This window comes from Actinocatenispora rupis (genome assembly GCF_016861975.1).
In the GTDB taxonomy this organism is placed as follows: domain Bacteria; phylum Actinomycetota; class Actinomycetes; order Mycobacteriales; family Micromonosporaceae; genus Actinocatenispora; species Actinocatenispora rupis.
Genome location: NZ_BOMB01000021.1, coordinates 136971 through 162168 on the forward strand (window position 1 = coordinate 136971; position 25198 = coordinate 162168).

Consider the following 25198-nt stretch of genomic DNA (forward strand, 5'->3'; position numbering starts at 1 on the left):
ACGCATTCCCGGCCCGTGGGAACCGGTTCAGCGGCGGGCGGCGAGGGCGTCCTGGACCCAGCGCCACGCGGGCATCGTGGTCGGCACCGGCGGCCAGCCGTTGATGACCGCGAGCAGCTGCCAGTACCGCTCGGTGCGCGGATCGCCGCCGCCGCCGATGTTCGCCAGCATCCGTTCCCGGTACTCCGGGGTGTCCGCGACGCCGTCGTACTCGGCGAACGCGGCGACGATGCCGTCGAGTACCGGGGTGGCGGCGGGGGCTGCCGGATCGGTACCGGCGGCGAGGGCGGCACCGGCGCGTTCGGCGACCATATCGCCGAGTTCGCGGGAGGTGCGCGCGTCCCGGCGGCCGTCGACGAGCGCCGGGTCGGCTGCGTGCGCCTCCGCCATCCGCCGTACGGTGGCGCGGAAGTCGGGGTCGGCGAGCAGGTCGGCGAGCTCGATCCAGGCGTCGAGCTGTTCGGTCGTCGGGTCGTCGGGCAGGTCGGGCGAGACCGAGCGCATCATCCGCTCGAAGTCGGGGTTCACGCGCAGCCCGCCGAACACGTGGTCGAGGAACTCGTCCAGGATCCGTTGGCGTTCCGCCGCTGACGCGCGTGCGATGTCGTTCATCCGTGCCACCTCCACAGGGTCGGGTTCGCGATGGGCGAGCGCGCGCAGGACGGCCCGGTGCGTACGCAGGATGCGGATCTGGCCGTCGAGCGCGGCGGCGTGTGCCGCGGCGACCTCGGCCAGCCCGACCCGGCGGTCCAGTACCTGCCGGATCGTGGCCAGGCCGAGACCGAGCTCCCGCAGCGTCCGGATGTACGCCAGCCGTGCCGCGGAATCCTCGTCGTACTGCCGGTAGCCGGCGCCGGTGCGGGTCGTCTCCGGCAGCAGACCGACGTCCGAGTAGTACCGGATGGTCTTGACCGGGACGCCGGACCGGGCCGCCAACCGGCCGATCGACATGCCCTGCTCGCTCATCGCGTCAACCGTCGTCCTTCCCGTCGGTGGAGACTCAAGCCGATTGTGCCGTGCCGAAGATCACGTCGGGTCCAATCCGGTTGCCGGACCGGCCGGCGCTCCGGTAGACAGAGCGCGACCGTACGAGCCGAGAGGAGGTGCGGAGAGTGTTCGCCACGATCAGTTCCGCGCTCCCGGCCACCGGGAGCGCACCGAGTCTCTAGAGGAGACCGCAGTGCATCCCTTCGTACAGCACATCACGTACGACACCGTCGGCGACCCGTACGATGTCGCCCGGTTCTGGTCGACCCTGCTGGGGCGGCCGCTGGCGGTCGAGGACCAGCCCGGCGACCCCGCGGCTCTCGTACTGCCGACGGACGGCTGCCCTGGCATGCTGTTCGTCCAGGTACCCGAGGGCAAGACGGTGAAGAACCGGGTCCACCTGGACCTGCAGCCGTCCGGTGACCGGACCCGCGACCAGGAGGTCGACCGGGCCATCGCGCTCGGCGCGACCCAGGTCGCGGACCACCGGCGCGCGGACGGCTCCGGGTTCGTCGTCCTGGCCGACCCCGAGGGCAACGAGTTCTGCGTGGAGCGCAGCGTCGGCGAGCGCGCCTGACGCCGGCGGCCCGGCGGGGAGCACCCGCCGGGCCGTTGCTTCCCTTGCGGCGCCTGGCTTTCCGGCCGGGCGCCGATGTCCGCCGGCCGGCACCCGAGGCCCGCGCTCAGAAGGTCAGGACGCTCAGCCAGTCGGTGAGCAGCGACCCCGTACCGGAGACGGTGAGGCGGGGATCGCCGGCGCCGAGCCGGCCGTACAGCAGGAGGAGCAGGTCGCCGGGGGAGCCGGTGACCTCGGCGGTGCCCTCGTCGCCGCGGCCCCACTCGAACCAGCCCTCGGTGAACAGGATCCGCCAGCCGTCCGCGGATCCGTTGGGGCGCAACAGGATCGACGCGCCGTCCGGGCCGGCGCCGGCCAGCCGGGGCGCGATCCACGCCGCGTGCGGCAGGTTGAGCAGGAACTCCTCGATCCCGTCGGCCGCGATGTCCGGGTCGACGGTGGGGGAGCCGCCGAGCGCGATCGTGGCGTCGGCGCCGTGCACGGTCGCCTCGTGCAGCACCCGCCGGGGCCAGAACCGCGCGGTGCGCCCGGCTCCCCAGGTCCACAGTGGACTGTCGGGATCGGTGCCACGCAAGGTGTCCAGCAGCCGACCGGCGCCGGCGGCCACCCAGTCGGGCAGCGCGGCCGGGTCGTCCGGCAACTCCTTCGGTACGTCCCGGGACCAGATCCGCGCCCGCGTCCCGGTACGCACCAGGTGGTCCACCCACCGGTACGTGGTGCCGTGGTGCCGGTGCAGGTCCGCGAGTGTCCACTGTGGACACGTCGGGACCGGGGTGGTGGGATCCGTGCCGGCCACCGTCGTCACGTACGCGGTGGCGCCGGCGGCCATCGCGTCCAGATACCTCTCGTACGTCCACACGGTCGGCACGCTACCGCGCGGCTGGGACAGTACCGGGGGATCAGTCGCGGGAGGCGGACTCGGACTCGGGGGCGGCGGCCGGCGCGGTCATGCCGAGCAGCAGCATCGCGTCGTGGTCCGGCGTGCCCGGATCGGCCTGGTAGACGACGATGCGCTGACCGTCCGACCCCGCGGCGGACAGCACCTCGTAGTCCAGGCCGAACCGGCCCACGACCGGGTGCTCGAAGTCCTTCCGCCCGCCGCCCTTGACCTTCACGTCGTACCGCCGCCACATGGTCGCGAACTCGTCGGACTTGACGACCAGCTCGCCGACGAGCGCGGCCAGATCGGGCGCGTCCGGGTCCGTGCCCGCCACCGTACGCAGGTGCGCGACGGTCTCCGCGGCGATGCGCTCCCAGTACGGGAAGAGGGTGCGGGCGTTGGGGTGCAGGAAGATGAAGCGCACCGTGTTGCGTTGCGCCGCAGGCCATTCGTCGATGCCGGCGAGCAGTCGCAGGCCCGGTTCGTTCGCCGCGAGCACGTCGTTGGTACGACTCAGCACGTACGCCGGGGAGGGCAGGACGGTGTCGAGCATCCGGCGCAACCCGGGCCGCACCGTACGCGCCGGGGCCGGGCGGCCGGACCGGGCACCGCGCGCCGCCCGCTCCGCCAGCGCCCGCAGGTGCCCGTGCTCGTCGGCGTCCAGCCGCAGCGCCCGCGCCAACGCGTCCACCACCGTACTGCTCGGGCGGGTCTCCTTGCCCTGTTCCAGCCGGATGTAGTAGTCGACGCTGACACCGGCCACGGCGGCCAGCTCCTCCCGCCGCAGCCCCGGCGTACGGCGGAGGCCGGCGCCGGTCGGCAGGCCCACGTCGGACGGCGTCACCCGGGCCCGCCGGGCGCGCAGGAACTCGCCCAGCCCGTTGTCCGTACTCCGGCGCGGCGTCGAGGAGGTCATGCGCCCAGTCTGCCAGCGGCGTACGGCCGGTGACTGGTCCCGGCACACCCAGGAACGCCGGTGCCGGTCGTGACCCGCCCTGCCACCGGGCGGCCGGATGCCGCACCGTGGAGAGGTCGCGGCGGGCAACCCCGCCGCGGAGTACCGATCCGCATCAGAAGGGACACACCAGTCATGACCGGACTTCCCCACCGCCGCATCGGTACCGTCGAGGTGCCGGCGATCGGCCTCGGGTGCATGGGCATGAGCGAGTTCTACGGTCCGGCCGACGACGACGCGTCGGTCGCGCTGATCCACGAGGCGCTCGACTCCGGCGTACGGCTGCTCGACACCGCCGACATGTACGGTGCCGGGCACAACGAGCGGCTCGTCGGCCGCGCCCTCGCCGGCCGCCGCGACGACGCCGTACTGGCCACCAAGTTCGCGATCCGGCGCGACGAGGCGGGCAACCGCTCCCTCGACTCGACCCCGGAGTACGCGAAGCGGGCGGTGGACGCGTCGCTGTCCCGCCTCGGCGTCGACACCATCGACCTGTACTACATGCACCGCTGGGACGGGGTGACGCCGATCGAGGAGACCGTCGGCGCGCTGGCCGAGCTGGTCGCCGCCGGCAAGATCCGGCAGATCGGCCTCAGCGAGGTGAACGCCGACCTGCTGCGCCGCGCCGCCGCCGTACACCCGATCGCCGCGCTGCAGAGCGAACTGTCGCTGTGGACCCGCGACGTCCTCGACAACGGGGTACTCGCCACCGCGGCGGAGCTCGGCACCACGCTCGTGGCGTACTCGCCGCTCGGTCGCGGGTTCCTCACCGGCGCCGTGTCGAGCGTGACGAACCTGGCCCCGGACGACTTCCGCCGTACCAACCCGCGCTTCGCGGACGGCAACCTGGAGGCCAACCTGGCCATGCTGGCCGAGGTACGCCGGGTCGCCGAGGCGCACGACGTACCGCCGTCCCGCGTCGCCCTCGCGTGGGTACTCGCCCAGGGCGACAACGTCGTCGCGATCCCCGGCACCCGGCGCTCGAAGTACCTGCAGGACAACGTCGCGGCGGCGGACCTGGCGCTGTCCGCGGCCGACCTCGCCGCGCTGGACGCCGCGTTCGCCCCGGAGCGGATCGCCGGCGAGCGGTACGTGCCGGCCGGCATGCCGAAGCAGGGCTGACCCACGCCATCCACGCCCGACCGGCCGCCGACCCCCGGGTCAGCGGGCCGGCGGGCGGATGCCGTTGAGCACCATGTCGACCAGCCGCTCGGCGAGCCGCTCCTTCGTCAGGTGCGGATGCCAGCGCAACTGGGACTGCATCGTCACCGGGCTCGTCAGCGCGGCCACGGCCAGCTCGATGTCCAGGTCCGGATCCAGCTCCCCGGTACCGATCCCGCGGCGCAGCACGTCGCGGATCACCTCACGGCGCTCCTCGACCCACGCCACGTACCTGTCGTACAGCTCGGGGTTGCGGTGGATCTCGGGGGCCAGGCACGGCATGATCTTGCCGGCCCGCCCCCCGTACCGGCCGACCCGGCCGAGCAGGGCGATCAGGTCGGCCCGGACCGACTCGCCCGCCGGTTTCGGGATGTCTCCCTTGAGCGCGACGATGGCGTCCATCATCAGCGCCTCCTTGTTGGACCAGCGCCGGTAGACCGTGGCCTTACCGACGCCGGCCCGGGCCGCCACCGCGTCCATCGACAGCGCGTCCACCGTGTTGCCCTCGGCGATGATGTCGAGAGCAGCCTCGATGATCGCCTCGTCGGCGCGCGCGCTGCGCGGCCGACCAGGCGGCCGCGCAGCGGTGGCGTTGTGCTCGCTCACACCCTCATTCTTCCCGTGCCCCGGCCGTCTCGGCCACCCGGTCGGCAACCCGCTGCGCCGGTACGTGCTGGCGCCGGTGCTGCGCGACCCGGCGACCCGGCAGCCACACCAGGACCACCAGGGCCCCGAGTACGGCGACGATGCCGGAACCGGCCGCGGCGGTGTGCATGGCGTGTACGAACGCGTCGTTCGCCGGGCCGACCAGCGCCCGACCGGCGTCCCCGAACCGACCCGCCACCCCGTACGTCGCGGGCAGCGACTCGGCCGCCGCGTCCCGGTACGGAGCCGGTACGCGCGCCAGGTGCGGCGTGATGTCACCCCGGTACACCTGGGACAGCACGGAACCGAGTACCGCGACGCCGAGCGCGCCGCCGACCTGCCGGATGGTGTTGCCGATCGCGGAACCCACGCCGGCCTTCTCCCGCGGGAGTACCGACATGATGGCCTCGGTGGTGGGGGCGGCGACGTTGGCCATGCCCACGCCCTGCACGAAGAACAGCACCTCCAGCACCCAGATCGGGGTGTCCACCCCGAGCAGGGTGAAGCCGCCCAGCGACACCGCGACCAGGGCGAGCCCGACCGTGCAGACCAGCTTGGCGCCGAACCGAGCGACCAGCCGGGAACTGCGCGGCGCGAACACCACCTGCGCGGCGGCGAACGGCAGCATCAAAAGACCGGCGGTCAGCGGGCTGAACCCCCGCACGTTCTGGATGTAGAACACCGAGAAGAAGAACGTGCCCATCGCGGCGAAGAACATCAGGCCGGTCGCCACGACCGCCGCGGAGAACCGCGGGTCGCGGAACAGCCGTACGTCCAGGGACGGGTGGTCGCTGCGCCGCTCGTACAGGACGAAGCCGACGAGGATGGCGGCGCCGAGCGCGATCGAACCCCACACGGTCGGCTTGCCCCAGTCGCCGTGGTCGCCGCCCGAGACGATCCCGTACACGAGGGAGACCAGGCCGGCGATCGACAGCAGCACGCCGACGACGTCGATCCGGCCCGGCTTCGGGTCCTTCGACTCCGGTACCAGCGTCGCTATCGCGACCAGGCCCACCGCCACGATCGGTACGTTGATCAGGAAGACCGAGCCCCACCAGAAGTGCTCCAGCAGGAACCCGCCCAGGATCGGGCCGATCGCCACGGCGAGGCCGACGGCGCCGGCCCAGATGCCGATGGCGCGGGCGCGCTCGCGCGGGTCGAACACGTTCGAGATGATCGACAGGGTCGCGGGCAGCACGGCGGCGCCGCCGATGCCCATGAGCGCGCGGGCCCCGATCAGCGCCCCGGCCGACTGCGCGTACGCGGAGGCCAGGGAGGCGAGGCCGAAGACGGCCAGGCCGAGGAACAGCGCGCGGCGCCGGCCGAACCGGTCGCCGAGGATGCCGAAGCTGAACAGCAGCCCGGCGAAGACGAGGGTGTAGGCGTTGATCGCCCATTCGAGCTGGCTCTGGGACGCGCCCAGGCCGGCGTGCGGGTCGGCGATGACCTTCATCGCCACGTTGAGAACGGTGTTGTCGAGGACGACCACCAGCAGGCTGACGACCAGAACCCCGAGGATCAACCAGCGGCGCGGGTGGCCGCTGTTCTCGGCCGCTTCCATGATTCTCCGATTCAGATACGGAACTGTGTCGTAACGAAACTAGTCCGGTCCACCGGAGTTTCGGAACCAGCTCGTCTCGTTAATCACAGCGGGAATACGGCCCCGGACACGACACCGCCCGGCACGCGTACGAGTGCCGGGCGGTGCGGTACGGCGGTGCGTCAGGAGCGCGGGTCGAGCTTCGCCAGGTTGTCCGGGTTCTCCGTGACGTACCGACGGCGGCGGCGCACCAGGTAGACGACGAGCACCGCGGCCACCGCGAGCAGGATCGCGGAGACCAGCTCCCGCACGATCCAGTCGAACGTGGTCAGCGCGAGCTTCGCCGTCGCGCTCGACTCGTCCTTGGCCTTCACCGGGACGCTGTCGCCGGCGCCGGCCGAGTCGGGCACCGCCTCGATACCGCCGTGCCCGCCCTGCCAGCTGCCGACGCAGAAGCGGTCCGCGCCGCGGCCCTTGCACTGTTTGACGCTCGCCGAGACGACCGGGTTCGACAGGTACGACGGGCCCACCGCATACCAGATCCCGGCGGCGGCGAGCGCGACCGCCACCACGGCGACGACGATTCCCTTGCGGTTGATCAGCACGCCGACCGAGGTTAGCGGTATCGGACAACTCCGTGGGGGACCGCTGTGTGCCGGGTGTGTGCGCGGCCGGATCGTAACTATGTCGGCGTTGACATAGTGCGGCTGGCGGTCCGATGCTGGGAACGACCGGGCGGCACGGCGGGAGGAGCCAGCTGATGACGGCGAGGCACAGATGGACGGGGGCGGCCGCGGCCGGACTCCTGCTTGGCGTACTGGTCGGCGTGCCGTCCGGGGCGGTCCAGGCGACACCGCCGAGCTGGGGCGCGCCCGGCGTCGGCGACCCGCTGTTCCCCACCCTCGGCAACGGCGGCTTCGACGTCACCCACTACGACCTGACCATGCGGTACGACGCGGCCAGCCGTACCGTCGCCGCGCGTACCCGGGTGGCGGCGCGGGCGACGCAGGAGCTGACCCGGTTCGACCTGGACTTCGACGGCAACACCGTCACCGGCGTACGCGTGGGCGGGGCCGCGGCGCGCTGGTCGCGGGACGGCGACGAACTCGTCGTCACGCCGCCGCGGCCGGTGCACCGCGGCGCACCGTTCGCGGTGACGGTCACGTACGCGGCGGATCCGCGGGCCGCGCACGACTGCGCGCCGCTGAACGCGCCGACGACCTCGGGCTGGCTGCCGACCCCGGACGGCTTCGTCGTCGCCGGGCAGCCGAGCTGCGCCCGGTCGGTGTTCCCGGGCAGCGACCATCCCAGCGACAAGGCCACGTACACGTTCCGGCTCACCGCGCCGCGGGCGCTGACCGCCGTCGCCAACGGGACGCTCGTCTCCCGCCGTACCACCGGCGACGACACCACGTGGACGTACGTCGAGGCGGCGCCGATGGCGACCGAACTGGCACAGCTCGCCGTCGGGGAGTACACGGTGGTGACGCAGCGGGGGCCGGGTGGCGTGGTGCAGCGCGACGTGCTGCCCACCACGCTCGCCGACGAGCTGCGGCCCGACCTGTCCGTCACCACCGGGCAGCTGGCCTGGCTCGGCGACCGGCTCGGCCGCTACCCGTTCGGCGAGTACGGGATCCTCGCGGCGCCGGCCGAGTTCCACTTCGCGCTGGAGACGCAGACGCTCACGCTGGTGTCCGCCGGGATGCTGCGCTTCACACCCAGGCCGTACTGGGCGCCCGTGCTCGCGCACGAGCTGGCCCACCAGTGGTTCGGCGACCTGGTGTCGCCCGCGCGCTGGTCCGACGTGTGGCTCAACGAGGGCCACGCCACCTACTACGAGGCCGCGTACGCCGACTCCGCCGGGTACGCGTCGTTCACCGACCGGATGCGCACCGCGTACCGGAACGGCGACTCGTGGCGCGCGCAGTACGGGGCGCCGGCCGCGCCCCGCGCCGACGACCTCTTCAACGACGACGTGTACGACGGCGGCGCCCTCGTGCTGTACGCGCTGCACGAGAAGGTCGGCGCGGCCACGTTCCAGCGGATCGAACGCGCCTGGCTCGCCCGGTACGCCAACGGATCCGCCGGCACCGCCCAGTTCGTCACGCTCGCCTCGCAGGTCGCCGGCCGCGACCTCGGCGGCTTCCTGCACGCCTGGCTGTACGGCACGACCACCCCACCGATGCCCGGCCATCCCGACTGGACATCATGAACGGGTGACCACCACCCTCGGGTACGCCGTCCTCGGGTTGCTCGCCCGCCGCCCGCACAGCGGGTACGAGGTGGCCGCGCGGATGCGCACACCCATCGGGTACTTCTGGACCGCCAGCCACGCGCAGATCCACGGCACGCTCAGCAAGCTCGTCGAGGCCGGACTCGCCGCGTACACCACGGAACCCGGGCCCGGCCCGTACGACAAGAAGATGTACACGCTGACCCCGGCGGGCCGTACCGAACTGGCCCGCTGGGCGGCCAGCCCGCCGCCCGCGCCGCAGCCGCGCAACGAGATGCTGCTCCGGGTGTACAACGGGTGGCTCGCCGACCCGGCCGCGGTCGTCGCGATGCTCGACGGCGAGATCGCCCGGCACCGCGACACGCTCGGCACGTACCAGGAGCTGCGCGCCGCGTTCGACGCGAACGGGACGCCGGACGACCCGCGCTCGGTCCGGTTCGCCGACTACGCAACGCTTCTCGCCGGCATCGGCTCCGAACGCGAGGAGCTGCGCTGGCTGAAATGGCTCCGCGACACCCTCCGCGCTGCCTCCGACTCCGACGGTGCCGGCTGACCGGGTAACGCCCGCCACGAACGCCTGACACCAGCGCGAACCGGGAGTGCCGCCACCGGGCGGACGGGCCACAACCCTTGCGGTACAAGGGATCGCGGGGTCGGGAACGGGAAACGGCGCCCGGGTCACCTGACCCGGGCGCCGATCGCGTCACCCGCCGGTCAGGCGGGCAGGCTCGCCACGCCGCGCGGCAGGAACCGCTGGCCGGTGACCTTCTCGCTGACGCCGGTGCGGTCCAGGTACGGCGTGATGCCGCCGAGGTGGAACGGCCAGCCGGCGCCGAGGATCATGCACAGGTCGATGTCCTGCGCCTCCGCGACGACGCCCTCGTCGAGCATCAGCCGCGCCTCCTGCGCGACCGCGCCGAGCGCCCGGTCACGTACCTGCTCCTCGGTGAGGACGGTGTCGCCGACCTCCAGCATGGCCAGTACCTCGGGGTCGACGGTCTGCTGACCGCTGGCGTCCCAGGTGTACACGCCGGGCTTGCCGGCCGCGACCAGCCGGGCCAGGTTCGCCGACACGCCGAACCGCTCAGGGAACGCCGCGTGCAGCGTCTCCGACACGTGGTGCGCCACCGCGATCCCGACGAACTGGAGGAGTACGAACGGGCTCATCGGCAGGCCCAGCGGCGACAGCGCCCGGTCGGCCACCTCGATCGGGGTGCCCTCGTCGACCGTCGCGAACACCTCGCCGAGGAAGCGGGTGAGCAGCCGGTTCACCACGAACGCGGGGGAGTCGGAGCACAGCACCGAGTTCTTCCGCAGCTGCTTGCTCACCGCGAACGCGGTCGCCAACGTCGCGTCGTCCGTCGCGTCGCCGCGGACGATCTCCAGTAGCGGCAGGACCGCGACCGGGTTGAAGAAGTGGAACCCGACGACCCGCTCCGGGTACTTCAGGTCGGCGGCCATCTCGGTGATCGACAGCGACGAGGTGTTCGTCGCGAGGACCGCCTCGGGCGAGACGATCGGCTCGATTTCGGCGAACAGCGCCTTCTTCACCGCCATGTCCTCGAACACGGCCTCGATGAGGAAGTCCGCGTCGGCGAACACCGACTTGTCGACCGACCCGGTCACCGACGCCTTGTACCGCGCGGCCTTGTCGGCGCTGAGCCGGCCCTTCGCGGCGAGCTTGTCCAGCTCCGCGTGCACGTACCCGACGCCCTTGTCGACGCGCTCCTGGTCCAGGTCGGTCAGCACGACCGGTACCTCCAGGCGGCGCGCGAACAGCAGCGCGAGCTGGCTGGCCATCAGCCCGGCGCCGAGCACGCCGACCTTGGTGACCGTGCGCGCCAGCGCCTTGTCCGGCGCGCCGACCGGGCGCTTCGCCCGCCGCTGCACCAGATCGAACGAGTACAGCCCGCTGCGGAACTCCTCGCTCATCAGCAGGTCGGCGTTCGTCTCGTCCTCGGCGGCCGTACCGTCGGCGAAGCTCGCCGTCTTCGCCAGCGCCATCAGCTCCAGCGCCTTGTACGGTGCCGGCGCCCCGCCGTGCAGCCGCGCGTCCACGGTCGCCCGGCCGCGGGCCAGCGCGGCGTCCCACGCCTCGCCCCGGTCCACCTCCGGACGCTGCACCGTGACCTCACCCGCGACGACCGCGGCGGCCCAGGCGAGCGACAGTTCGAGGAAGTCGGCCGGCTCCAGCAGCACGTCCGCGATGCCCAGCTCGTACGCCTGCTTCGCCTTGAGCATGCGGTTCTGGTTGAGCGGGTTCTCGATGATGACCTTGACGGCGTTGTCCGCGCCGACCAGGTTCGGCAGCAGCTGGGTGCCGCCCCACGCCGGCACGATCCCCAGGAACGTCTCCGGGAACGCCAGCGCCGCCGCACCCGACGACAGCGTCCGGTACTGGCAGTGCAGCGCCAGCTCCAGCCCGCCGCCCATGGTCGCCCCGTTGACGAACGCGAACGTCGGGATCTCCGAGTCCCGCAGCCGCGCGAACACCCGGTGCCCCGCGTTCGTCACCCGGTACGCCTGGTCCCGGTCGCGCAGCAGCGGCATCGCCGTGACGTCCGCGCCGACGCAGAAGATGAACGGCTTGCCGGTGACGGCGATGAACCGTACCCGCGGCGAGTGCGCGTGCACCTCGTCCAGCGCGCGGCTCAGCTCGGCGAGCCCGGCCGGACCCAGCGAGTTCGGCTTCTTGTGGTCGAAGCCGTTGTCGAGGGTGATGAGCGCGGCCTCGCCGTCGAGCCCCGGCACCCGCACGTACCGCAGGTGGGCGTTCGTGACGACCTCGTTCGGGTTCTGGTCGGCGGCCGCGACCGGTGTCGTTGCGTCGCTCACTTCTCGCCCTCCCACGCGGGGTTCTCCCAGATGACCGAGCCGCCCATGCCGATGCCGATGCACATCGCGGTCAGCCCGTACCGCACCTCGGGGTGCTCGGCGAAGTGCCGCGCCAGCTGCGTCATCAGCCGTACGCCCGAGGACGCCAGCGGGTGGCCCATCGCGATCGCGCCGCCCCACGGGTTGACCCGCGGATCGTCGTCGGCGATGCCGAAGTGGTCCAGGAACGCCAGTACCTGCACCGCGAACGCCTCGTTCAGCTCGAACAGGCCGATGTCGTCGATGCTCAGCCCGGCCAGGCGCAGCGCGCGCTCGGTGGACGGGATCGGGCCGACGCCCATGACCTCCGGCTCGACCCCGGCGAAGCCGTAGCTGACCAGCCGCATCGCGACCGGCAGGCCCAGCTCGCGGGCGACGTCCTCGGCGGCGATGATCGAGCAGGTCGCGCCGTCGTTGAGGCCGGCGGCGTTGCCCGCGGTGACGCGGCCGTGCGGCCGGAACGGGGTCTTCAGCCCGGCCAGCTTCTCCATGCTGGTGTCCCGGGGCGCCTCGTCGACGGCGGCCAGGCCCCAGCCCTCCTCGACCGACCGGGTCGCGACCGTCACCAGGTCCGGCTGGAGCTTGCCCTCCGCGTACGCCTTGGCCACCTTCTGCTGGCTGGCCAGCGCGAACGCGTCGGCCCGCGCCTTGGTGACGCCGGGCAGGCGGTCGTGCAGGTTCTCCGCCGTCGAGCCCATCACCAGCGCGGACGGGTCGACCAGCTTCTCGGACAGGATCCGCGGGTTCGGGTCGACGCCCTCGCCCATCGGATGCCGGCCCATGTGCTCGACGCCGCCCGCCAGGGCCACGTCGTACGCGCCGAACGCGATGCCGGAGGCGACCGTGGTCACCGCGGTCATGGCGCCCGCGCACATGCGGTCGATGGCGTACCCGGGCACGGTCTTGGGCAGACCGGCGAGCAACGCGGCGGTACGGCCGATGGTCAGGCCCTGGTCGCCGATCTGGGTGGTCGCCGCGATGGCGACCTCGTCGACGCGCTCGGGCGGCAGTTCCGGGTGGCGGCGGATCAGTTCGCGGATGCAGCGGATGACGAGGTCATCGGCGCGGGTCTCCGCGTACATGCCGCCCGCCTTGCCGAACGGGGTGCGAACGCCGTCGACGAACACGACGTCGCGGACGGTACGGGGCACGCGAGCCTCCTTGCGGGTACGGTCCTTCTCCCGCAGATGCTACTCGCCGGTAACCAAGATGGTGCGCGGTACCCCGTGGATCAGGTCACAGCGGGACGGTCAGGCCTCCGCGAGGGCCGCGGTGAGCGCGTCCGCGGTCAGCTCCACCTGCCAGCGCCGGGCGCCGTGCCCGGTCAGGAACGCGGCGACCGCCTCCCGGTCCGCCGGTACGGGCGGGGCCCAGGCCAGCCGGCGCACCGTGTCCGGCGCGATCAGGTTCTCCGTCGGCAGGGTGTTGGCCGCCGCGATCTCGGCGACCGCGGCACGGCAGTGCACCAGCCGGGACGCCGCCGCCGGGTCGCGCTCCGCCCACCGGTGCGGCGGGGGCGGGCCGTCGGTCGGCACGCTCGTCGCTGGCAGCTCGCCATCCGGCGTCGTACGGGCCTCGCGCAGCGCGGCCAGCCACGTACCGAGCTGGCGGCGGGCGCCGCGGGTGCCGAACCCCGGTACGGCCAGCAGGCTCTGCTCGTCGCCCGGATCGGCCTGCGCGGCGGCCACGATCGCCGCGTCCGGCAGCACCCGGCCGGGCGCCACGTCACGCCGGCGCGCCACCTCGTCCCGCGCCGTCCACATCGACCGGACGCGGCCGAGCGCGCGCGCCCCGCGTACCCGGTGGATGCCGGAGGTGCGGCGCCACGGCTCCGGGCGCGGCCGGGTCGGCAGGCCCACGACCAGCGCCGCGAACTCCTGCGCCGCCCACTCCGCCTTGCCCTGCCGGTCCAGCTCGGCGGCCAGCGCGTCGCGCAACTCGACCAGCAGCTCCACGTCGAGCGCCGCGTACGCCAGCCAGCTCGCCGGCAGCGGCCGGGTCGACCAGTCCGCCGCCGAATGCTGCTTCTCCAGCGCGTAGCCGAGCAGCCGCTCGGTGATGGCGCCCAGCCCGACGCGGTCGAAGCCGGCGAGCCGCGCCGCCAGCTCGGTGTCGAACAGCCGGGTCGGCCGCAGGTTCAGCTCCGCCAGGCAGGGCAGGTCCTGACTCGCCGCGTGCAGTACCCACTCGGTGTCGGCGAGCGCGGTGGACAGGTCGGTCAGGTCGGTGCCGGCCGCGGTCAACGGAACCGGGTCGATCAGCGCCGTGCCCGCGCCCGCCCGCCGCAACTGCACCAGGTACGCCCGCTGGCTGTACCGGTAGCCCGAGGCCCGCTCGGCGTCGATCGCGACCGGCCCGGCACCGCCGGCGAACCGCGCCACCGTCGACGCGAGCACGGCCGGGTCGCCGATGGGCTCGGGGATGCCGTCGCCCGGCTCGCGCAGCAGGACGGCGTCGGACGCCTTGTCGGTACGGTCGTCGGGGGCGCCCCCCTCGCCCGCAGCGGCCGCGGACGGATCCGGGGTGGCGTCCCGACGTACCGGAGTTGATCCGTCGACCACCCGCTCACCGTACGGGTCAACCGCCAGGTATTTCCGGCCGGCCTCGATCGGGCGGGGGATTTCTCCCGTACGGCGGGGGATTGTGGCGGCTTTCCCGCCTGGCATCCGATCGGGCCACTGCCCGTGCTTTCCGGTACTGGCGGGCGACCGATACCGTGTGCCGGCGGACAGCGGCGCGTGGGTACGCGCGGCCGGGTCCGGGCCCGCCCGCGCGCGGGCCGCGTTCAGGGGAGGACGACAACCCAGATGACCGATCCGTATCCGCCGGGTGGCCGGCCGGACCCGCAGCCCGGTACGCCCGCGGCACCCGCACCGCCCGGCGACCCGGCGCCCGCCGACCAGCAGTACGGCACGGACCGGACCCAGCGCGTGTCGCCCCCGTCGTCCGGTGACGCCGGCGCGCCCGGAGCCCCGCAGGAACCCGACGCCGGCTCCGTACCGCCGCCACCGCTGCCCGGTGACATCCCGCCGCAGCCCCCGGCGTACGGCCAGCCCGGTGCATCGGGCCCCGCCGGTCCCGCCCCGTCCGGGCCCACCTCCGGCCCCGGACCGCTCGGCCCGACATCCGGCCCCGCCGCCCCGACTTCCGCCCCTGGCGGTCCGGGATACGGCCCTGCCGCCCCGACCTCCGGTCCTGCGGCCCCGGCCTCCGGCCCCGCTGGTCCGGGGTACGGGCAGGGCGGCCCGACGCCCGGCGTACCGGGGCAGTCGCCGGCGTCCGGTCCGGGTGCGGACCAGACCGCCGGGTGGCCGAGCATGGCGTCCACCGCCGCACCGACTCCCGTCGGCGCCCAGCCCGGGGCGATGCCGGGACCGGGCGGCGGCGAGTACGCGGGGCAGGCGGGGATGCCGGGGCAGACCGGGGCGTACCCGATGGGTCAGGCCGGTGCGCCGCAGACGGCATGGACCGGCGAGAACGGGCCGGGGCAGCCGCCGGCCGGACCGCAGACCTGGGCGGGCACGCCGAACCCGTGGTCCGCGACGCCCGGACAGCAGCCGGGCGGTTGGGCGCCGGCGCCGCGTCCCGGCCGGATCGCGCGGGTCGCGCTGGTGCTGGCGTGCGTGCTGCTCGCGGTGGCGGTCGCGCAGACGGTGCTGCTGGTGCAGACGCATTCGGCGCTGAACGACCAGAAGCAGGCCCAGTCGGCGGCGCAGAGCAGCAACGACAAGCGGTTGAAGGCACTGGAGGGCACGGTCAAGGCGCTGGAGGAGAGTTCGCTGGACGCCGCGTCGGTGGCCAAGAAGGTGTTGCCGAGCGTGTTCCAGGTGGTGGCGGGCGACTACACCGGCAGCTCGTTCGTGATCGGGCCGGCGCCGGGCGGCGGGTCGTATCTGCTGACCAACGACCACGTGGTGCAGCCGTTGATCGACTCCGGCAGCAAGAGCGTGAAGTTGCAGCGGGGCAGCAGCACGTTCCCGGCGACGGTCACCCAGTACGACAAGGATCTGGACATCGCGGTGCTGCAGACCGACGAGAAGTTCGACAAGCTGAACCGGGTCAGCAAGCCGGTACAGCCGGGCGAGCCGGTGGTCGTGGTCGGTTCCCCGCTGGGACTGAACGATTCGGTCACCACCGGTGTCGTCAGTTCGGCGCAGCGTGACGTGCCGGGTAGCGGTGAGAAGTTCATCCAGTTCGATGCGGCGATCAACCCGGGCAACTCGGGCGGCCCGGTGATGAACGCCAAGGGTGAGGTCGTCGGCATCGCCACGGAGAAGGCCCGGGACGCCGAGGGGATCGGCCTGGCCATCCCGATCTCGGTGCCGTGTGACAAGTTCTCGGTGTGCGGGTCATGATCGGCAGTGGTCGATCGGGCACCCCACCCGGCCGTACGGCAGCGGACTGGCGCCCGTCCGCGACCATCGGCGGTACGTGGGGCATCAGCAAGGACACCGGGGCCGTGCCCCGTGGAGGAGGAGTCGCGTCATGAGCCAGCCGGGAATCGGACCCGGCGGGCCGTACCCGCCGAACAACAACCCGCAGCCGGGTTGGGGCGGGGGCCAGCCGAACAACCAGCCGCCCGCCGATCCGTACGGCCCGCAGTACGGCCAGCCGCCCCAGCCGGCGTACGGTGAGCAGCCGCCCCAGCCGGGGTACGGGGAGCAGCCGCCCCAGCCCGGGTTCGGCGAGCAGCCGCCGCAGCCGGGGTTCGGCCCGCAGCCGCCGACGAGCGGTGCGCCGGGCTTCGGTGCGCCGGTCAGCGGCCCGGCCGCCCCGTCCAGCGGCCCCGGATACGGCGGTCCGCAGCAGACCGCGCCGTTCACGCCGCCGGACTCCGGCCAGTTCGGTGACGGCGCGCAGCACACCACGGTCATGCCGACCGTCGGCCCGGGTGGCCCCGGTGCCCCGGGCGGCCCGCCGCCGGCGAACCGGTTCGCCCCGGATCCGAGCGAGCGCAAGCGTGGCCCGTGGATCCCGGTGCTGGCCGCGGCCGCCGCGGTCTTCCTGATCCTCTCCGCCACCATGACCGTGCTGTACGTGTCGAAGAGCGGTGACCTGACCAGCGAGAAGAAGGTCGCGGCCGACCGGCAGAACACGATCGACGGTCAGAAGACCAAGATCGACGATCTGAACAAGCAGCTCGACGACACGAAGAAGGAGCGGGACAAGGCCAAGCAGGACCTGTCCGGCGCCAAGAACCAGAACAGCGACCTGACCAAGCAGCGCGACACCATCGCGAAGTGCCTGGGCCTGCTGGAGCAGGCGATCGTCGCGTCCGGCAAGGGCGACCAGGCGAAGACGAGGAAGCTCCTCAAGGAGCTCGACGCGCCGTGCAAGGAAGCCGACCAGTACCTGAAGTGAGTGGTGGTCGTGGCGCCCGCGGGTGGGCGCCACGACCGTGTCCGGGGTCGACGGCGGTCGGTCAGGACGTGGCGAGGGCGGACACGCCGGGCGGCGGCAGGCCGGCCGTCGACGACAGCAACCCGCACCACGCCTCCAGATGTACGCCGAGGTCGGTGGACTCCGGGGTCCACGACGCCCGGATCTCCAGGTCGGCGGTGGCCGGCGGTCCCGCGAGATCGCCGTACCGGGTGGAGGTGGTCTGGGTGACGGTGCCGCCGATCGCCGTGTACTCCGCGCCGTGCGCCTCCAGCGCGTCGATCAGCCAGCTCCAGCCGACGCCGGGCAGCAGCGGGTCGGCGGCGAGTTCCGGTTCGATCTCCGCCGTGATGTACGTGACGAGGCGAAGCGTGCCGGCCCAGGCCGGGTGACCGTCCGGGTCGTGCAGCAGGATCAGCCGCCCGGTCGACACCTCGTCGCCGTCGCGCAGCACCGTGGCGCCGAGCGCGAACGAGTACGGGGCGAGTTTTTTGGGTGCCGGAAACTCCTCAAGCAGGATCTCTGCCCGAGGCTCTACCGAATTCAGCCCCTGCACGGCGCGCGTGAACGTTTCGGGGGGCAGCACGGTCGACGGCGCCATGCCCCGAGCCTATGCGCCACGAGCGCCCGTACCGGCACGGCACGCCGGTGCGGCGCCGCGCCGGTGTACCGGAATCCGTGTCGGGGGCCCGTGCGAGGATGACGGCGATGAGTACCACGTCTGAGTTCCTGCGCGCGTGCCGGCGCGAGTCCGTGACCCGGCGACCGGTGTGGTTTATGCGGCAGGCGGGCCGTTCACTGCCCGAGTACCGGAAGCTGCGCGAGGGCACGACGATGCTGGAGTCGTGCCGGCGCCCGGAGATGGTCGCGGAGATCACGCTCCAGCCCGTGCGTCGGCTCGGCGTGGACGCGGCGATCCTGTTCTCGGACATCGTCGTACCGCTGGCGGCGGCGGGCGTGGACGTGGACATCCAGCCCGGCGTCGGTCCCGTGATCGCCGAGCCGGTCCGGGACGCGGACGCGGTCGCGGCGATCCGGCCGCTGGCCGCCGACCAGGTGGCGCACGTGGCGGAGTCGGTGCGGCTGCTGACCGCGGAGCTGGGCGACACGCCGCTGATCGGGTTCGCGGGCGCGCCGTTCACGCTCGCGAGCTACCTGGTGGAGGGCGGGCCGTCGCGCAGCCACGCGCGGACGAAGGCGCTGATGCACGGCGCGCCGGAGGTGTGGCACGCGCTGTGCGAGCGGCTGGTGCAGATCACCGTCGAGTTCCTGCGGGTGCAGGTGGCGGCGGGGGTGTCGGCGGTGCAGCTGTTCGACTCGTGGGCGGGCGCGCTGTCCGAGGCCGACTACCGGCGGTACGTGGCGCCGCACTCGGCGGCCGTGTTGTCCGCGGTCGCGGCGGTTGCGCCGGACCTGCCGCGGATCCACTTCGGTGTCGGTACGGGGCATCTGCTGCCGGCGATGGCGGAGGCGGGCGCGACGGTGGTCGGCGCCGACTGGCGTACGCCGCTGGACCAGGCGTCGGCCGCGGTCGGCCCGGACCGTGCCGTGCAGGGCAACCTGGATCCGGCGCTGCTGCTGGCGCCGTGGCCGGTGCTGGAGGCCGAGGTGCGGCGGATCTGCGCGGAGGGCGACGGCACGCCGGGGCACGTGTTCAACCTGGGCCACGGCGTACTGCCGGAGACCGATCCGGACGCGCTGGCCCGGGTGGTCGAGCTGGTGCACGCGCTGCCCCCGGCGTAGCCCGTTCCCGGGGTCACGCGATGATGGGTGCGTGGCACATGTGGCGATCGTCGGGGCCGGGATCAGTGGTCTGAGCGCGGCGCTGCGGTTGCGCCGGCGGCTCGGCGCGGGTGTGCGGATCACGCTGCTCGACCAGTCCGGCCGGGTCGGCGGGAAGCTCGCGACCGGCGAGGTGGCGGGCGCCCGGGTCGAGCAGGGCGCCGAGTCGATCCTGCTGCGCGACCCGGTCGTGGCGGAGCTGGCCGCCGAGGTCGGCCTGGGCCCGCTGGTACATCCGGCGCCGTTGGCGGCGGGGATCGTCGTCGGCGGGCGTACGGTGCCGGTGCCGCGCGGCACGCTGATGGGCATTCCGGCCGATCCGGCCGCGCTGGACGGCACCGCCCCCGCGTACGCGTTGCCGGAGCCGGCGCCGGTGACCCCGGGGCCGCTGGTCGCGCCGGCTGCGGACATCGCCGTCGGTGCCCTCGTCCGCTCCCGGTACGGGGACGAGATCGTGGACCGGCTGGTCGACCCGCTCCTCGGCGGGGTGTACGCGGGCCGCGCCGACGACCTGTCGCTGGCCGTGACCCTGCCCGCCCTGTACGAGGCGGCGCAGCACGAGTCGACCCTGTCCGGCGCGGTACGGGCGGCGCAGCGGGACACGCCCGCGGTCGGTGGCCCCGCGTTCGGGGTGGTCGCCGGTGGGCTGTCCGCGCTGGCCGAGGCGGTCGCCGCCGCCGCGGACGTGACGCCGCGGCTGGACCTTCCGGTACGCGAGCTGGCTCCGACACCGGACGGCTGGCGGCTGACGGTCGGGTCGACTCGTGATCCGGAGCCGCTGGACGCCGACGCGGTGGTCCTGGCCGTACCGGCGCGTCCGGCGGCGCGGCTGCTGACCGGCTTCGCGCCCGCGGTCGCGGCGGAGGTCGGCGTGCTCGACTACGCGAGCATCGCCCTCGTCACCCTCGTACTCCCCGGCGACGTGCTGCCGGAGGCGTCCGGGTTCCTGGTGCCGGCGACCGAGGGGTACGCGATCAAGGCGGCGACGTTCGTCGGCCGCAAGTGGCCGCATCTGGCCGTGCCGGGCCGTTCGCTGGTACGGCTGTCGCTCGGCCGGTACGGCGAGACCCGGGTGCTGCAACGCGACGACGACGAGCTGGTCGCGCTCGCCCGCGCGGACCTCTCCGCGGTACTGGGGGAGCGGCTGCCCACCCCGGTCGGGAGTACGGTCCGGCGGTGGGGCGGCGGCCTCCCGCAGTACGGGCCGGGCCACCTGGACCGGATCGCCCGCGCGCGGGCAGGGCTGGCCGAGCATCCGACGCTGGCACTGGCCGGCGCCGCGTACGACGGGGTGGGCGTGCCGGCCTGCGTACGGTCCGGCTACGCCGCCGCCGACACCATCACAGGAGAACTGCACGATGCCCACTGAGAACCCCAGCAACCCCAACGCCGCCCGCATCCGCGAGCTGAACTCCACCGTCCGGTACACGATGTGGTCGGTGTTCGCGGCGAACGCGCCGCTGCCGCCGCTGCGCGACGAACTGACGAACGAGGTCGCCAACCTGCTCGCGGCGCTGCCGGACAAGGGCGTCGAGGTGCGCGGCACGTACGACGTGTCGGCGCTGCGGGCGGGCGCGGACCTGATGGTCTGGTGGCACGCCGAGGATCCGGACGCGCTGCAGGAGGCGTTCGGCGCGCTGCGCCGCACCCAGCTCGGCCGGTACCTGACGCCGACGTGGTCGGCGATGGCGGTGCACCGGCCCGCCGAGTTCAACAAGAGCCACCTGCCGGCGTTCCTGTCCGGCGAGGAGCCCAAGAACTACGTCGCCGTCTACCCCTTCGACCGGTCGTACGAGTGGTACCTGCTGCCCGACGAAGAGCGGCGGTTCATGCTCGCCGAGCACGGGAAGATGGCGCGCGACTTCCCCGACGTACGGGCGAACACGGTGCCGGCGTTCGCGCTCGGCGACCACGAGTGGGTCCTCGCGTTCGAGGCCGACGAACTGCACCGCATCGTCGACCTGATGCGGGAACTGCGGGCCGCGACGGCGCGGCGGCACACCCGGGTGGAGATCCCGTTCCACACCGGCCGGCGCCGGGACATCGCGGACATCGTCGCCGCGCTGCCGTAACCCTGTCGGACCCAAGCGGTACAACATCCTCATGTACGTCGAGCGCCGGTCCCTGCTGCCCGGCGTCCTGCTGTGGTCGCGGGACGTCGGCCCGGCCGGCTCCGACTTCCGGGTCCTGCCCGACGGCTGCATGGACCTGATCTGGTCCGACGGCGACCTGCTCGTCGCCGGACCGGACACCCGCGCGCAACAGGTCCACAGCCCGCCCGGCACCCGGTACGCGGCGATCCGGTTCCGGCCCGGCGTCGGCCCCGCGATCCTCGGCGTACCAGCGGACGAACTGCGGGACGCGCGGGTGCCGCTGTCCGCCATGTGGCCGGCCGCGCGGATCCGGCGGCTCACCGCGCTCATCGCCGCCGCCCCCGACCCCGCCCGCGCGATCGAGACCGCCGTCGCCGGCGAGGCACCCCCACCCGACCCGCTCGTCGGCGAGATCGTCCGGCGGGTCGCCGCCGGTGCCGCCGTACGTGACGTCGCGCGTGCCGTACACCTCAGCGAACGGCAGCTGCACCGGCGATGCCTCGCCGCCTTCGGGTACGGCGCGAAGACACTGCACCGGATCCTCCGGCTGAACGCCGCACTCGACCTCGCCCGCGGCGGCCGCGACCTCGCCGCCGTCGCCGCCGACACCGGGTACGCCGACCAGGCCCACCTCACCCGCGACACACGCGCGCTCAGCGGAGTACCACCCAGCGTGCTGCTCGCCGGCTGAGCGCTCCGCTGCCTGCGGGATCCGTTGCGCGCCAACGGTTCCGTTGCTTACGGGATGCCGGCCGGGGTCAGGCGAACAGGTCGACGCCGTTGCCGTCCGGGTCACGCACACTCGCGTACCGCTGGCCCCACGGGGCGTCGAACGGCGCCAGATGGCCCACGTGGCCGGCGCCCGTCAGCGTCCGGTACAAGTCGTCCACCGCGGCGGCGTCCGCGCACTCGAAACACAGACCGACCCGGACACCGCCCGACGGCGGCTCCCACGACCGATCCAGGCTGCGTACCAGATCGACGGTGTCCCACATCAGCCGCAGCCCGCTCGGCAGCGTGGCCTCGGCGTGCGGCCCGGCCGCGTCCTCCGGTACCTCGACGCCGAGCAGACGGTAGAAGGCGAGCGACGCGGCCAGATCCCTTGTCACCAGGCCGATCGCGGTCAGGTTCGTGGTCATGACCCGACCGTACGGTTCGGGCGGCGGGGGTCGATTGAACGAATCGGACGTGGTGTTCGGCGGGGGTGGGGTGCGCTGACGTGACGCGTCGGCATGGTTGCACTCGGTGAGACTGTTCAACTGTGCACTTGTTCAACAAGTGCACAGTTGAACAAGTGCACAATTGGACAATCGATTTGTGACCGCCAACCGCCCCCACGGTCGCCCCACAGCCACCCCGCGCCATCACCGCGCGCCCCCGCGCCCCCACGCCCCCGCGCCCCCGCGCCCGCGCGCCCCGCGAGGCCACGTCACCCCGCGAGACCACGTCACCCTGCGAGGCCACGCCACCCCGCGAGAACCCAACCGCCGCAACACATCCCGCCGTACGAAAAAGGTCGCCGCCAGGCACGTGACGTGTCCGGCGGCGACCTGGTGTGACGGCTGGTGCTGCGACTCAGGCGAGCGCCCCCATGGGGTCCCAGGCGGGCAGCACGATGGGTTCGGCGGCGAGCGCTTCCTGGAGCGCGGCGGGGAGGAGGTCACGCCGGGCGGCGATCTCGAAGACGTACTCGTCGAACCAGGAGTCGTTCATGGTGAAGTAGCCGTCCTGGCCGATCTCGTCGCCCCACGAGTTTTCGACGCGCCAGCGGCGGGGTGTGCCGTCGAGGATGTCGACGCCGGTGAAGAGCATGGCGTGGGTCATGGCGGACTCGTGGTACTCAAGGCGTGCGGCCTTGTCGAGGCCGAACGTGGCGCCGTAGACGGACTCGTAGTCGATGAGGTCGGCGTCCCAGAGTCCGGGCTTGCGGGCGAATTGTTGGGCCACGTCGCAGCCGAACCAGACGGGTTCGCCGCCGGAGATGGTCTTGGCGGCGGCGTCCTTGATGACGTCGATGTCGACGTTGAGGTACGTGACGCGCGGCCCGCCGAGCACGTTTCCGAGGTACTCGACGGTGAAGGTGCGGCCGGTGGGGCTGGTGGCGCGCGGGTCGTGTACGAGGCACACGTACTCGTCGAGCGGCACGTCGACGTACTTCTCGGCGAACTCGCGCGGGGTGAGCACCCCGTCGCGGTGGAATTCCTTGTCCTTGTCGAGCCACTGCCAGTCGAACGTCTCGGGCGGGGTGCCGAGGTGGATGGCGAGGACGCGCCAGACGACGGCGAGCACGTCGCGTTTGCCGTCGCGTACGGCGTCGGTGTCGCCGGCGGCGGCGAGACCGCGGAGGGTGTGCGCCCCTTCGCGCAGGACCTTGCGAAGGGTGCCGTTGAGCCGGGCGGTGTTGCCGGACGACTGGGTTTCCGGCATGACCGACTTGGGTACGAGGCCGTGCTTGTCGACCAGCGCGACGAACATGTTCCACTGGCCGCCGTCGTCGGCGACGTGTTCGAGGAGGTGCGCGACGGTACGGTCGTCACGGTCGCGGTCGGCGGTGTCGAGGATGGCCTCAAGGAAGTAGTTGGCCCGCTCGAACTTGTCCCAGAACATCAGGTGGTTCTGGGAGAACTCGAAGTCGGCCAGGTTCAGCTTGCGCTTGGCGCCGACGCGCAGCAGGTTCAGCCCGGCGAACAGCCAGCAGCGACCGGACTTCTGCTGGTCGGTGACCTTCCAGTCGTCGAGCTGGTGCGACATCGAGTGGTCGGTGGCGTTGACCACCGCGCGGTCCAGCGCGACCTCGTCGACGGGCGTCGTCGCCAGCGCGTTCTGCGCCACCCGGTACGCCGGGTTCGCGGCGAACTGCTTGCGCAGCAGTTCGATGTCCTCGGCGCCGACGGCGCCCTGGCTACCTGCGGGCATGTACCGACTCCTTTCGCCGGGCTGGGGGCACCCGGATGTCGAGCTGTGGTGGCTCTGCCCGGCTCCGGGACCTGCGGCCCTCGGCACCCGTCGTCGGGACACCGGTACGACCCTACGTCGAAGTTCGTCGATGTCACGCGGCGCGGGTGTCGGGAATCAGTCCCGGACCATCGGAGTGTGGGGGATGCCGTCCTCCAGGTACCCGGGGCCGTCGGGACGAAAACCGTGCCGCGCGTAGAAATCGGTCAGGTGGCTCTGCGCGCCGAGTACGGTGCGGCGGTCGCCGATCTCGGCGAGGGCGGCGTCGATCAGCCTGCCGGCGAGTCCGGCGCCGCGGGCGTCGGGGGAGGTGCAGACCCGGCCGATCCGGGCGCCGCCGTCCGGCTCCGCGAGCACCCGCAGGTACGCCGCGACGGCTCCGTCCCGCTCGTACCAGAGGTGCAGGGCGTCGGGTTCGGTGTCCCGGCCGTCCAGCTCCGGGTACGGGCAGTCCTGCTCGACCACGAACACGTCCACCCGCAACCGCAGGATCCGGTACAGCTCGGCCGGGGTCAGCTCGGCGAACGTCGCCCGCCGCGGTGTCAGCTCACGCACGCAGCCGAGCCTACGACCGGCCGGTACCGGGGCGTCCGGGGGCAGCGGCGGTCGGTGCGGTTCGCCCGGGAACGGCTCAGCTGCGCGGTTCCAGGGTGAGGGAGACGGAGTTGATGCAGTACCGCTGGTCGGTGGGGGTGTCGTAGCCCTCGCCCTCGAACACGTGGCCGAGGTGCGAGTCGCAGCGGGCGCAGCGGACCTCGACGCGTTCCATGCCGAGGGTGCTGTCGCGCAGCAGCCGCACCGAGTCGCCGGCCAGCGGCGAGAAGAACGACGGCCACCCGCAGTGCGACTCGAACTTGGTATCGCTGCGGAACAGTTCGGCGCCGCAGGCCCGGCACCGGTAGACACCCTCGGTCTTCGTGTCCACGTACTCCCCGGTGAAGGGGCGCTCGGTGCCCGCCTCGCGCAGCACCGCGTACTCCGCGGGGCTGAGCCGCTCGCGCCACTCGGCCTCGCTGGCCGGCAGGTCCCGGAGCTTGGTGTCGGGGGCCGGCGTGGTCTCGGATCCGGGTTGCTCGCTCATGCCCCCACCGTACGTCGGGCGGCGGCGCACCCGCCCCGGTCCGGCGTACCGGGGCC

General features: G+C 73.1%; 24 protein-coding genes. 10 read left to right on the forward strand and 14 right to left on the reverse strand.

From position 1 onward, the window contains the following. Positions 1–27 precede the first annotated feature (27 nt). Positions 28–966: a MerR family transcriptional regulator gene (locus tag Aru02nite_RS18585; protein WP_203659305.1), complete on the reverse strand. Its 939-nt coding sequence runs from the start codon at positions 964–966 to the stop codon at positions 28–30. A gap of 214 nt (positions 967–1180) precedes the next feature. Here Aru02nite_RS18585 and Aru02nite_RS36745 point away from each other — a divergent pair, with 214 nt between their 5' ends. Beyond that, positions 1181–1564, forward strand: a complete 384-nt coding sequence (locus Aru02nite_RS36745) for a VOC family protein (RefSeq protein WP_239076780.1) — start codon at positions 1181–1183, stop codon at positions 1562–1564. A 106-nt stretch (positions 1565–1670) separates the two neighbouring features. On the opposite strand, the gene Aru02nite_RS18595 is transcribed toward Aru02nite_RS36745, so the two are convergent. Both Aru02nite_RS18595 and Aru02nite_RS18600 read right to left on the reverse strand, forming a co-directional pair. Beyond that, complete coding sequence (locus tag Aru02nite_RS18595; protein ID WP_203659308.1) at positions 1671–2423, reverse strand: maleylpyruvate isomerase family mycothiol-dependent enzyme; 753 nt, start codon at positions 2421–2423, stop codon at positions 1671–1673. 40 nt (positions 2424–2463) lie between these two features. Beyond that, positions 2464–3360 (reverse strand): helix-turn-helix domain-containing protein, encoded by an 897-nt coding sequence (locus Aru02nite_RS18600; RefSeq protein WP_203659311.1) that lies wholly within the window; start codon positions 3358–3360, stop codon positions 2464–2466. A gap of 174 nt (positions 3361–3534) precedes the next feature. Here Aru02nite_RS18600 and Aru02nite_RS18605 point away from each other — a divergent pair, with 174 nt between their 5' ends. Further along, on the forward strand, positions 3535–4521 hold the full coding sequence (locus Aru02nite_RS18605; protein WP_203659314.1) for an aldo/keto reductase: 987 nt from the start codon (positions 3535–3537) through the stop codon (positions 4519–4521). 39 nt (positions 4522–4560) lie between these two features. On the opposite strand, the gene Aru02nite_RS18610 is transcribed toward Aru02nite_RS18605, so the two are convergent. The 3 genes from Aru02nite_RS18610 to Aru02nite_RS18620 all read right to left on the reverse strand — a co-directional run bounded on the left by Aru02nite_RS18610 (position 4561) and on the right by Aru02nite_RS18620 (position 7350). Beyond that, positions 4561–5166, reverse strand: coding sequence for a TetR/AcrR family transcriptional regulator (locus Aru02nite_RS18610; protein ID WP_203659317.1), 606 nt, complete (start codon positions 5164–5166; stop codon positions 4561–4563). Between the two features lie 4 nt (positions 5167–5170). Then, positions 5171–6766: an MFS transporter gene (locus tag Aru02nite_RS18615; protein ID WP_203659319.1), complete on the reverse strand. Its 1596-nt coding sequence runs from the start codon at positions 6764–6766 to the stop codon at positions 5171–5173. A 161-nt stretch (positions 6767–6927) separates the two neighbouring features. Beyond that, positions 6928–7350, reverse strand: coding sequence for a hypothetical protein (locus Aru02nite_RS18620; RefSeq protein WP_203659321.1), 423 nt, complete (start codon positions 7348–7350; stop codon positions 6928–6930). 155 nt (positions 7351–7505) lie between these two features. On the opposite strand from Aru02nite_RS18620, the gene Aru02nite_RS18625 reads away from it, so the two are divergent. After that, entirely contained in the window at positions 7506–8957 is a 1452-nt protein-coding gene (locus tag Aru02nite_RS18625) for a M1 family metallopeptidase (RefSeq protein ID WP_203659323.1), read from the forward strand. Positions 8958–8961: 4 nt separating this feature from the next. Next, on the forward strand, positions 8962–9531 hold the full coding sequence (locus tag Aru02nite_RS18630) for a PadR family transcriptional regulator (protein WP_203659325.1): 570 nt from the start codon (positions 8962–8964) through the stop codon (positions 9529–9531). A 161-nt stretch (positions 9532–9692) separates the two neighbouring features. Here Aru02nite_RS18630 and Aru02nite_RS18635 read toward each other — a convergent pair whose 3' ends face one another. From Aru02nite_RS18635 to Aru02nite_RS18645, 3 genes are all read right to left on the reverse strand, one after another. Continuing rightward, on the reverse strand, positions 9693–11813 hold the full coding sequence (locus Aru02nite_RS18635; RefSeq protein ID WP_203659327.1) for a 3-hydroxyacyl-CoA dehydrogenase NAD-binding domain-containing protein: 2121 nt from the start codon (positions 11811–11813) through the stop codon (positions 9693–9695). Next, the gene (locus tag Aru02nite_RS18640; RefSeq protein WP_203659329.1) at positions 11810–13003 is read right to left on the reverse strand and encodes a thiolase family protein; all 1194 of its coding nucleotides are present in this window, start codon (positions 13001–13003) and stop codon (positions 11810–11812) included. Before Aru02nite_RS18640 ends, Aru02nite_RS18635 begins: the two co-directional genes overlap by 4 nt. A gap of 99 nt (positions 13004–13102) precedes the next feature. Then, the gene (locus Aru02nite_RS18645; protein ID WP_203659331.1) at positions 13103–14518 is read right to left on the reverse strand and encodes an HRDC domain-containing protein; all 1416 of its coding nucleotides are present in this window, start codon (positions 14516–14518) and stop codon (positions 13103–13105) included. A 651-nt stretch (positions 14519–15169) separates the two neighbouring features. Here Aru02nite_RS18645 and Aru02nite_RS18650 point away from each other — a divergent pair. Both Aru02nite_RS18650 and Aru02nite_RS18655 read left to right on the forward strand, forming a co-directional pair. Continuing rightward, a complete protein-coding gene (locus Aru02nite_RS18650; protein WP_203659333.1) occupies positions 15170–16207 on the forward strand; it encodes a S1C family serine protease in 1038 nt (345 codons plus the stop codon). 130 nt (positions 16208–16337) lie between these two features. Beyond that, on the forward strand, positions 16338–17213 hold the full coding sequence (locus Aru02nite_RS18655; RefSeq protein WP_203659335.1) for a coiled-coil domain-containing protein: 876 nt from the start codon (positions 16338–16340) through the stop codon (positions 17211–17213). A gap of 61 nt (positions 17214–17274) precedes the next feature. On the opposite strand, the gene Aru02nite_RS18660 is transcribed toward Aru02nite_RS18655, so the two are convergent. After that, positions 17275–17832, reverse strand: a complete 558-nt coding sequence (locus Aru02nite_RS18660) for a DUF3000 domain-containing protein (RefSeq protein WP_203659337.1) — start codon at positions 17830–17832, stop codon at positions 17275–17277. Positions 17833–17930: 98 nt separating this feature from the next. On the opposite strand from Aru02nite_RS18660, the gene hemE reads away from it, so the two are divergent. Genes hemE through Aru02nite_RS18680 form a run of 4 tightly spaced genes read left to right on the forward strand, consistent with a single transcriptional unit; the run spans position 17931 to position 21797 of the window. Continuing rightward, complete coding sequence (hemE, locus tag Aru02nite_RS18665) at positions 17931–18974, forward strand: uroporphyrinogen decarboxylase (protein WP_203659339.1); 1044 nt, start codon at positions 17931–17933, stop codon at positions 18972–18974. Positions 18975–19005: 31 nt separating this feature from the next. After that, positions 19006–20382, forward strand: a complete 1377-nt coding sequence (gene hemG / locus Aru02nite_RS18670) for a protoporphyrinogen oxidase (RefSeq protein ID WP_203659341.1) — start codon at positions 19006–19008, stop codon at positions 20380–20382. Further along, positions 20372–21085, forward strand: coding sequence for a hydrogen peroxide-dependent heme synthase (gene hemQ / locus Aru02nite_RS18675; protein ID WP_203659343.1), 714 nt, complete (start codon positions 20372–20374; stop codon positions 21083–21085). The genes hemG and hemQ overlap by 11 nt, the downstream gene beginning before the upstream one ends. 31 nt (positions 21086–21116) lie before the next feature. Further along, positions 21117–21797 carry a helix-turn-helix transcriptional regulator gene (locus tag Aru02nite_RS18680; protein WP_203659345.1) on the forward strand — a complete coding sequence of 227 codons (681 nt, stop codon included), beginning with the start codon at positions 21117–21119 and terminating at the stop codon, positions 21795–21797. A gap of 67 nt (positions 21798–21864) precedes the next feature. On the opposite strand, the gene Aru02nite_RS18685 is transcribed toward Aru02nite_RS18680, so the two are convergent. The 4 genes from Aru02nite_RS18685 to msrB all read right to left on the reverse strand — a co-directional run bounded on the left by Aru02nite_RS18685 (position 21865) and on the right by msrB (position 25142). Further along, positions 21865–22245 (reverse strand): VOC family protein, encoded by a 381-nt coding sequence (locus Aru02nite_RS18685; RefSeq protein WP_203659347.1) that lies wholly within the window; start codon positions 22243–22245, stop codon positions 21865–21867. A gap of 436 nt (positions 22246–22681) precedes the next feature. Continuing rightward, positions 22682–24022 (reverse strand): C1 family peptidase, encoded by a 1341-nt coding sequence (locus Aru02nite_RS18690; protein WP_203659349.1) that lies wholly within the window; start codon positions 24020–24022, stop codon positions 22682–22684. Positions 24023–24178: 156 nt separating this feature from the next. Next, positions 24179–24616 (reverse strand): GNAT family N-acetyltransferase, encoded by a 438-nt coding sequence (locus tag Aru02nite_RS18695; protein WP_203659351.1) that lies wholly within the window; start codon positions 24614–24616, stop codon positions 24179–24181. Between the two features lie 76 nt (positions 24617–24692). Next, positions 24693–25142, reverse strand: coding sequence for a peptide-methionine (R)-S-oxide reductase MsrB (gene msrB, locus Aru02nite_RS18700; protein WP_203659353.1), 450 nt, complete (start codon positions 25140–25142; stop codon positions 24693–24695). Positions 25143–25198 lie beyond the last annotated feature (56 nt).

Excerpts from the sequence above, each read along its gene's own strand:
- Aru02nite_RS18645 (WP_203659331.1), bottom strand. The coding sequence starts at position 14,518 with ATGCCAGGCGGGAAAGCCGCCACAATCCCCCGCCGTACGGGAGAAATC.
- Aru02nite_RS18605 (WP_203659314.1), top strand. The coding sequence starts at position 3,535 with ATGACCGGACTTCCCCACCGCCGCATCGGTACCGTCGAGGTGCCGGCG.
- Aru02nite_RS18655 (WP_203659335.1), top strand. The coding sequence starts at position 16,338 with ATGAGCCAGCCGGGAATCGGACCCGGCGGGCCGTACCCGCCGAACAAC.
- Aru02nite_RS18690 (WP_203659349.1), bottom strand. The coding sequence starts at position 24,022 with ATGCCCGCAGGTAGCCAGGGCGCCGTCGGCGCCGAGGACATCGAACTG.
- hemQ (WP_203659343.1), top strand. The coding sequence starts at position 20,372 with ATGCCCACTGAGAACCCCAGCAACCCCAACGCCGCCCGCATCCGCGAG.
- Aru02nite_RS18650 (WP_203659333.1), top strand. The coding sequence starts at position 15,170 with ATGGCGTCCACCGCCGCACCGACTCCCGTCGGCGCCCAGCCCGGGGCG.
- Aru02nite_RS18615 (WP_203659319.1), bottom strand. The coding sequence starts at position 6,766 with ATGGAAGCGGCCGAGAACAGCGGCCACCCGCGCCGCTGGTTGATCCTC.
- Aru02nite_RS18585 (WP_203659305.1), bottom strand. The coding sequence starts at position 966 with ATGAGCGAGCAGGGCATGTCGATCGGCCGGTTGGCGGCCCGGTCCGGC.
- Aru02nite_RS18685 (WP_203659347.1), bottom strand. The coding sequence starts at position 22,245 with ATGACCACGAACCTGACCGCGATCGGCCTGGTGACAAGGGATCTGGCC.
- Aru02nite_RS18625 (WP_203659323.1), top strand. The coding sequence starts at position 7,506 with ATGACGGCGAGGCACAGATGGACGGGGGCGGCCGCGGCCGGACTCCTG.
- hemE (WP_203659339.1), top strand. The coding sequence starts at position 17,931 with ATGACGGCGATGAGTACCACGTCTGAGTTCCTGCGCGCGTGCCGGCGC.
- Aru02nite_RS18600 (WP_203659311.1), bottom strand. The coding sequence starts at position 3,360 with ATGACCTCCTCGACGCCGCGCCGGAGTACGGACAACGGGCTGGGCGAG.
- msrB (WP_203659353.1), bottom strand. The coding sequence starts at position 25,142 with ATGAGCGAGCAACCCGGATCCGAGACCACGCCGGCCCCCGACACCAAG.
- Aru02nite_RS18660 (WP_203659337.1), bottom strand. The coding sequence starts at position 17,832 with ATGGCGCCGTCGACCGTGCTGCCCCCCGAAACGTTCACGCGCGCCGTG.
- Aru02nite_RS18680 (WP_203659345.1), top strand. The coding sequence starts at position 21,117 with ATGTACGTCGAGCGCCGGTCCCTGCTGCCCGGCGTCCTGCTGTGGTCG.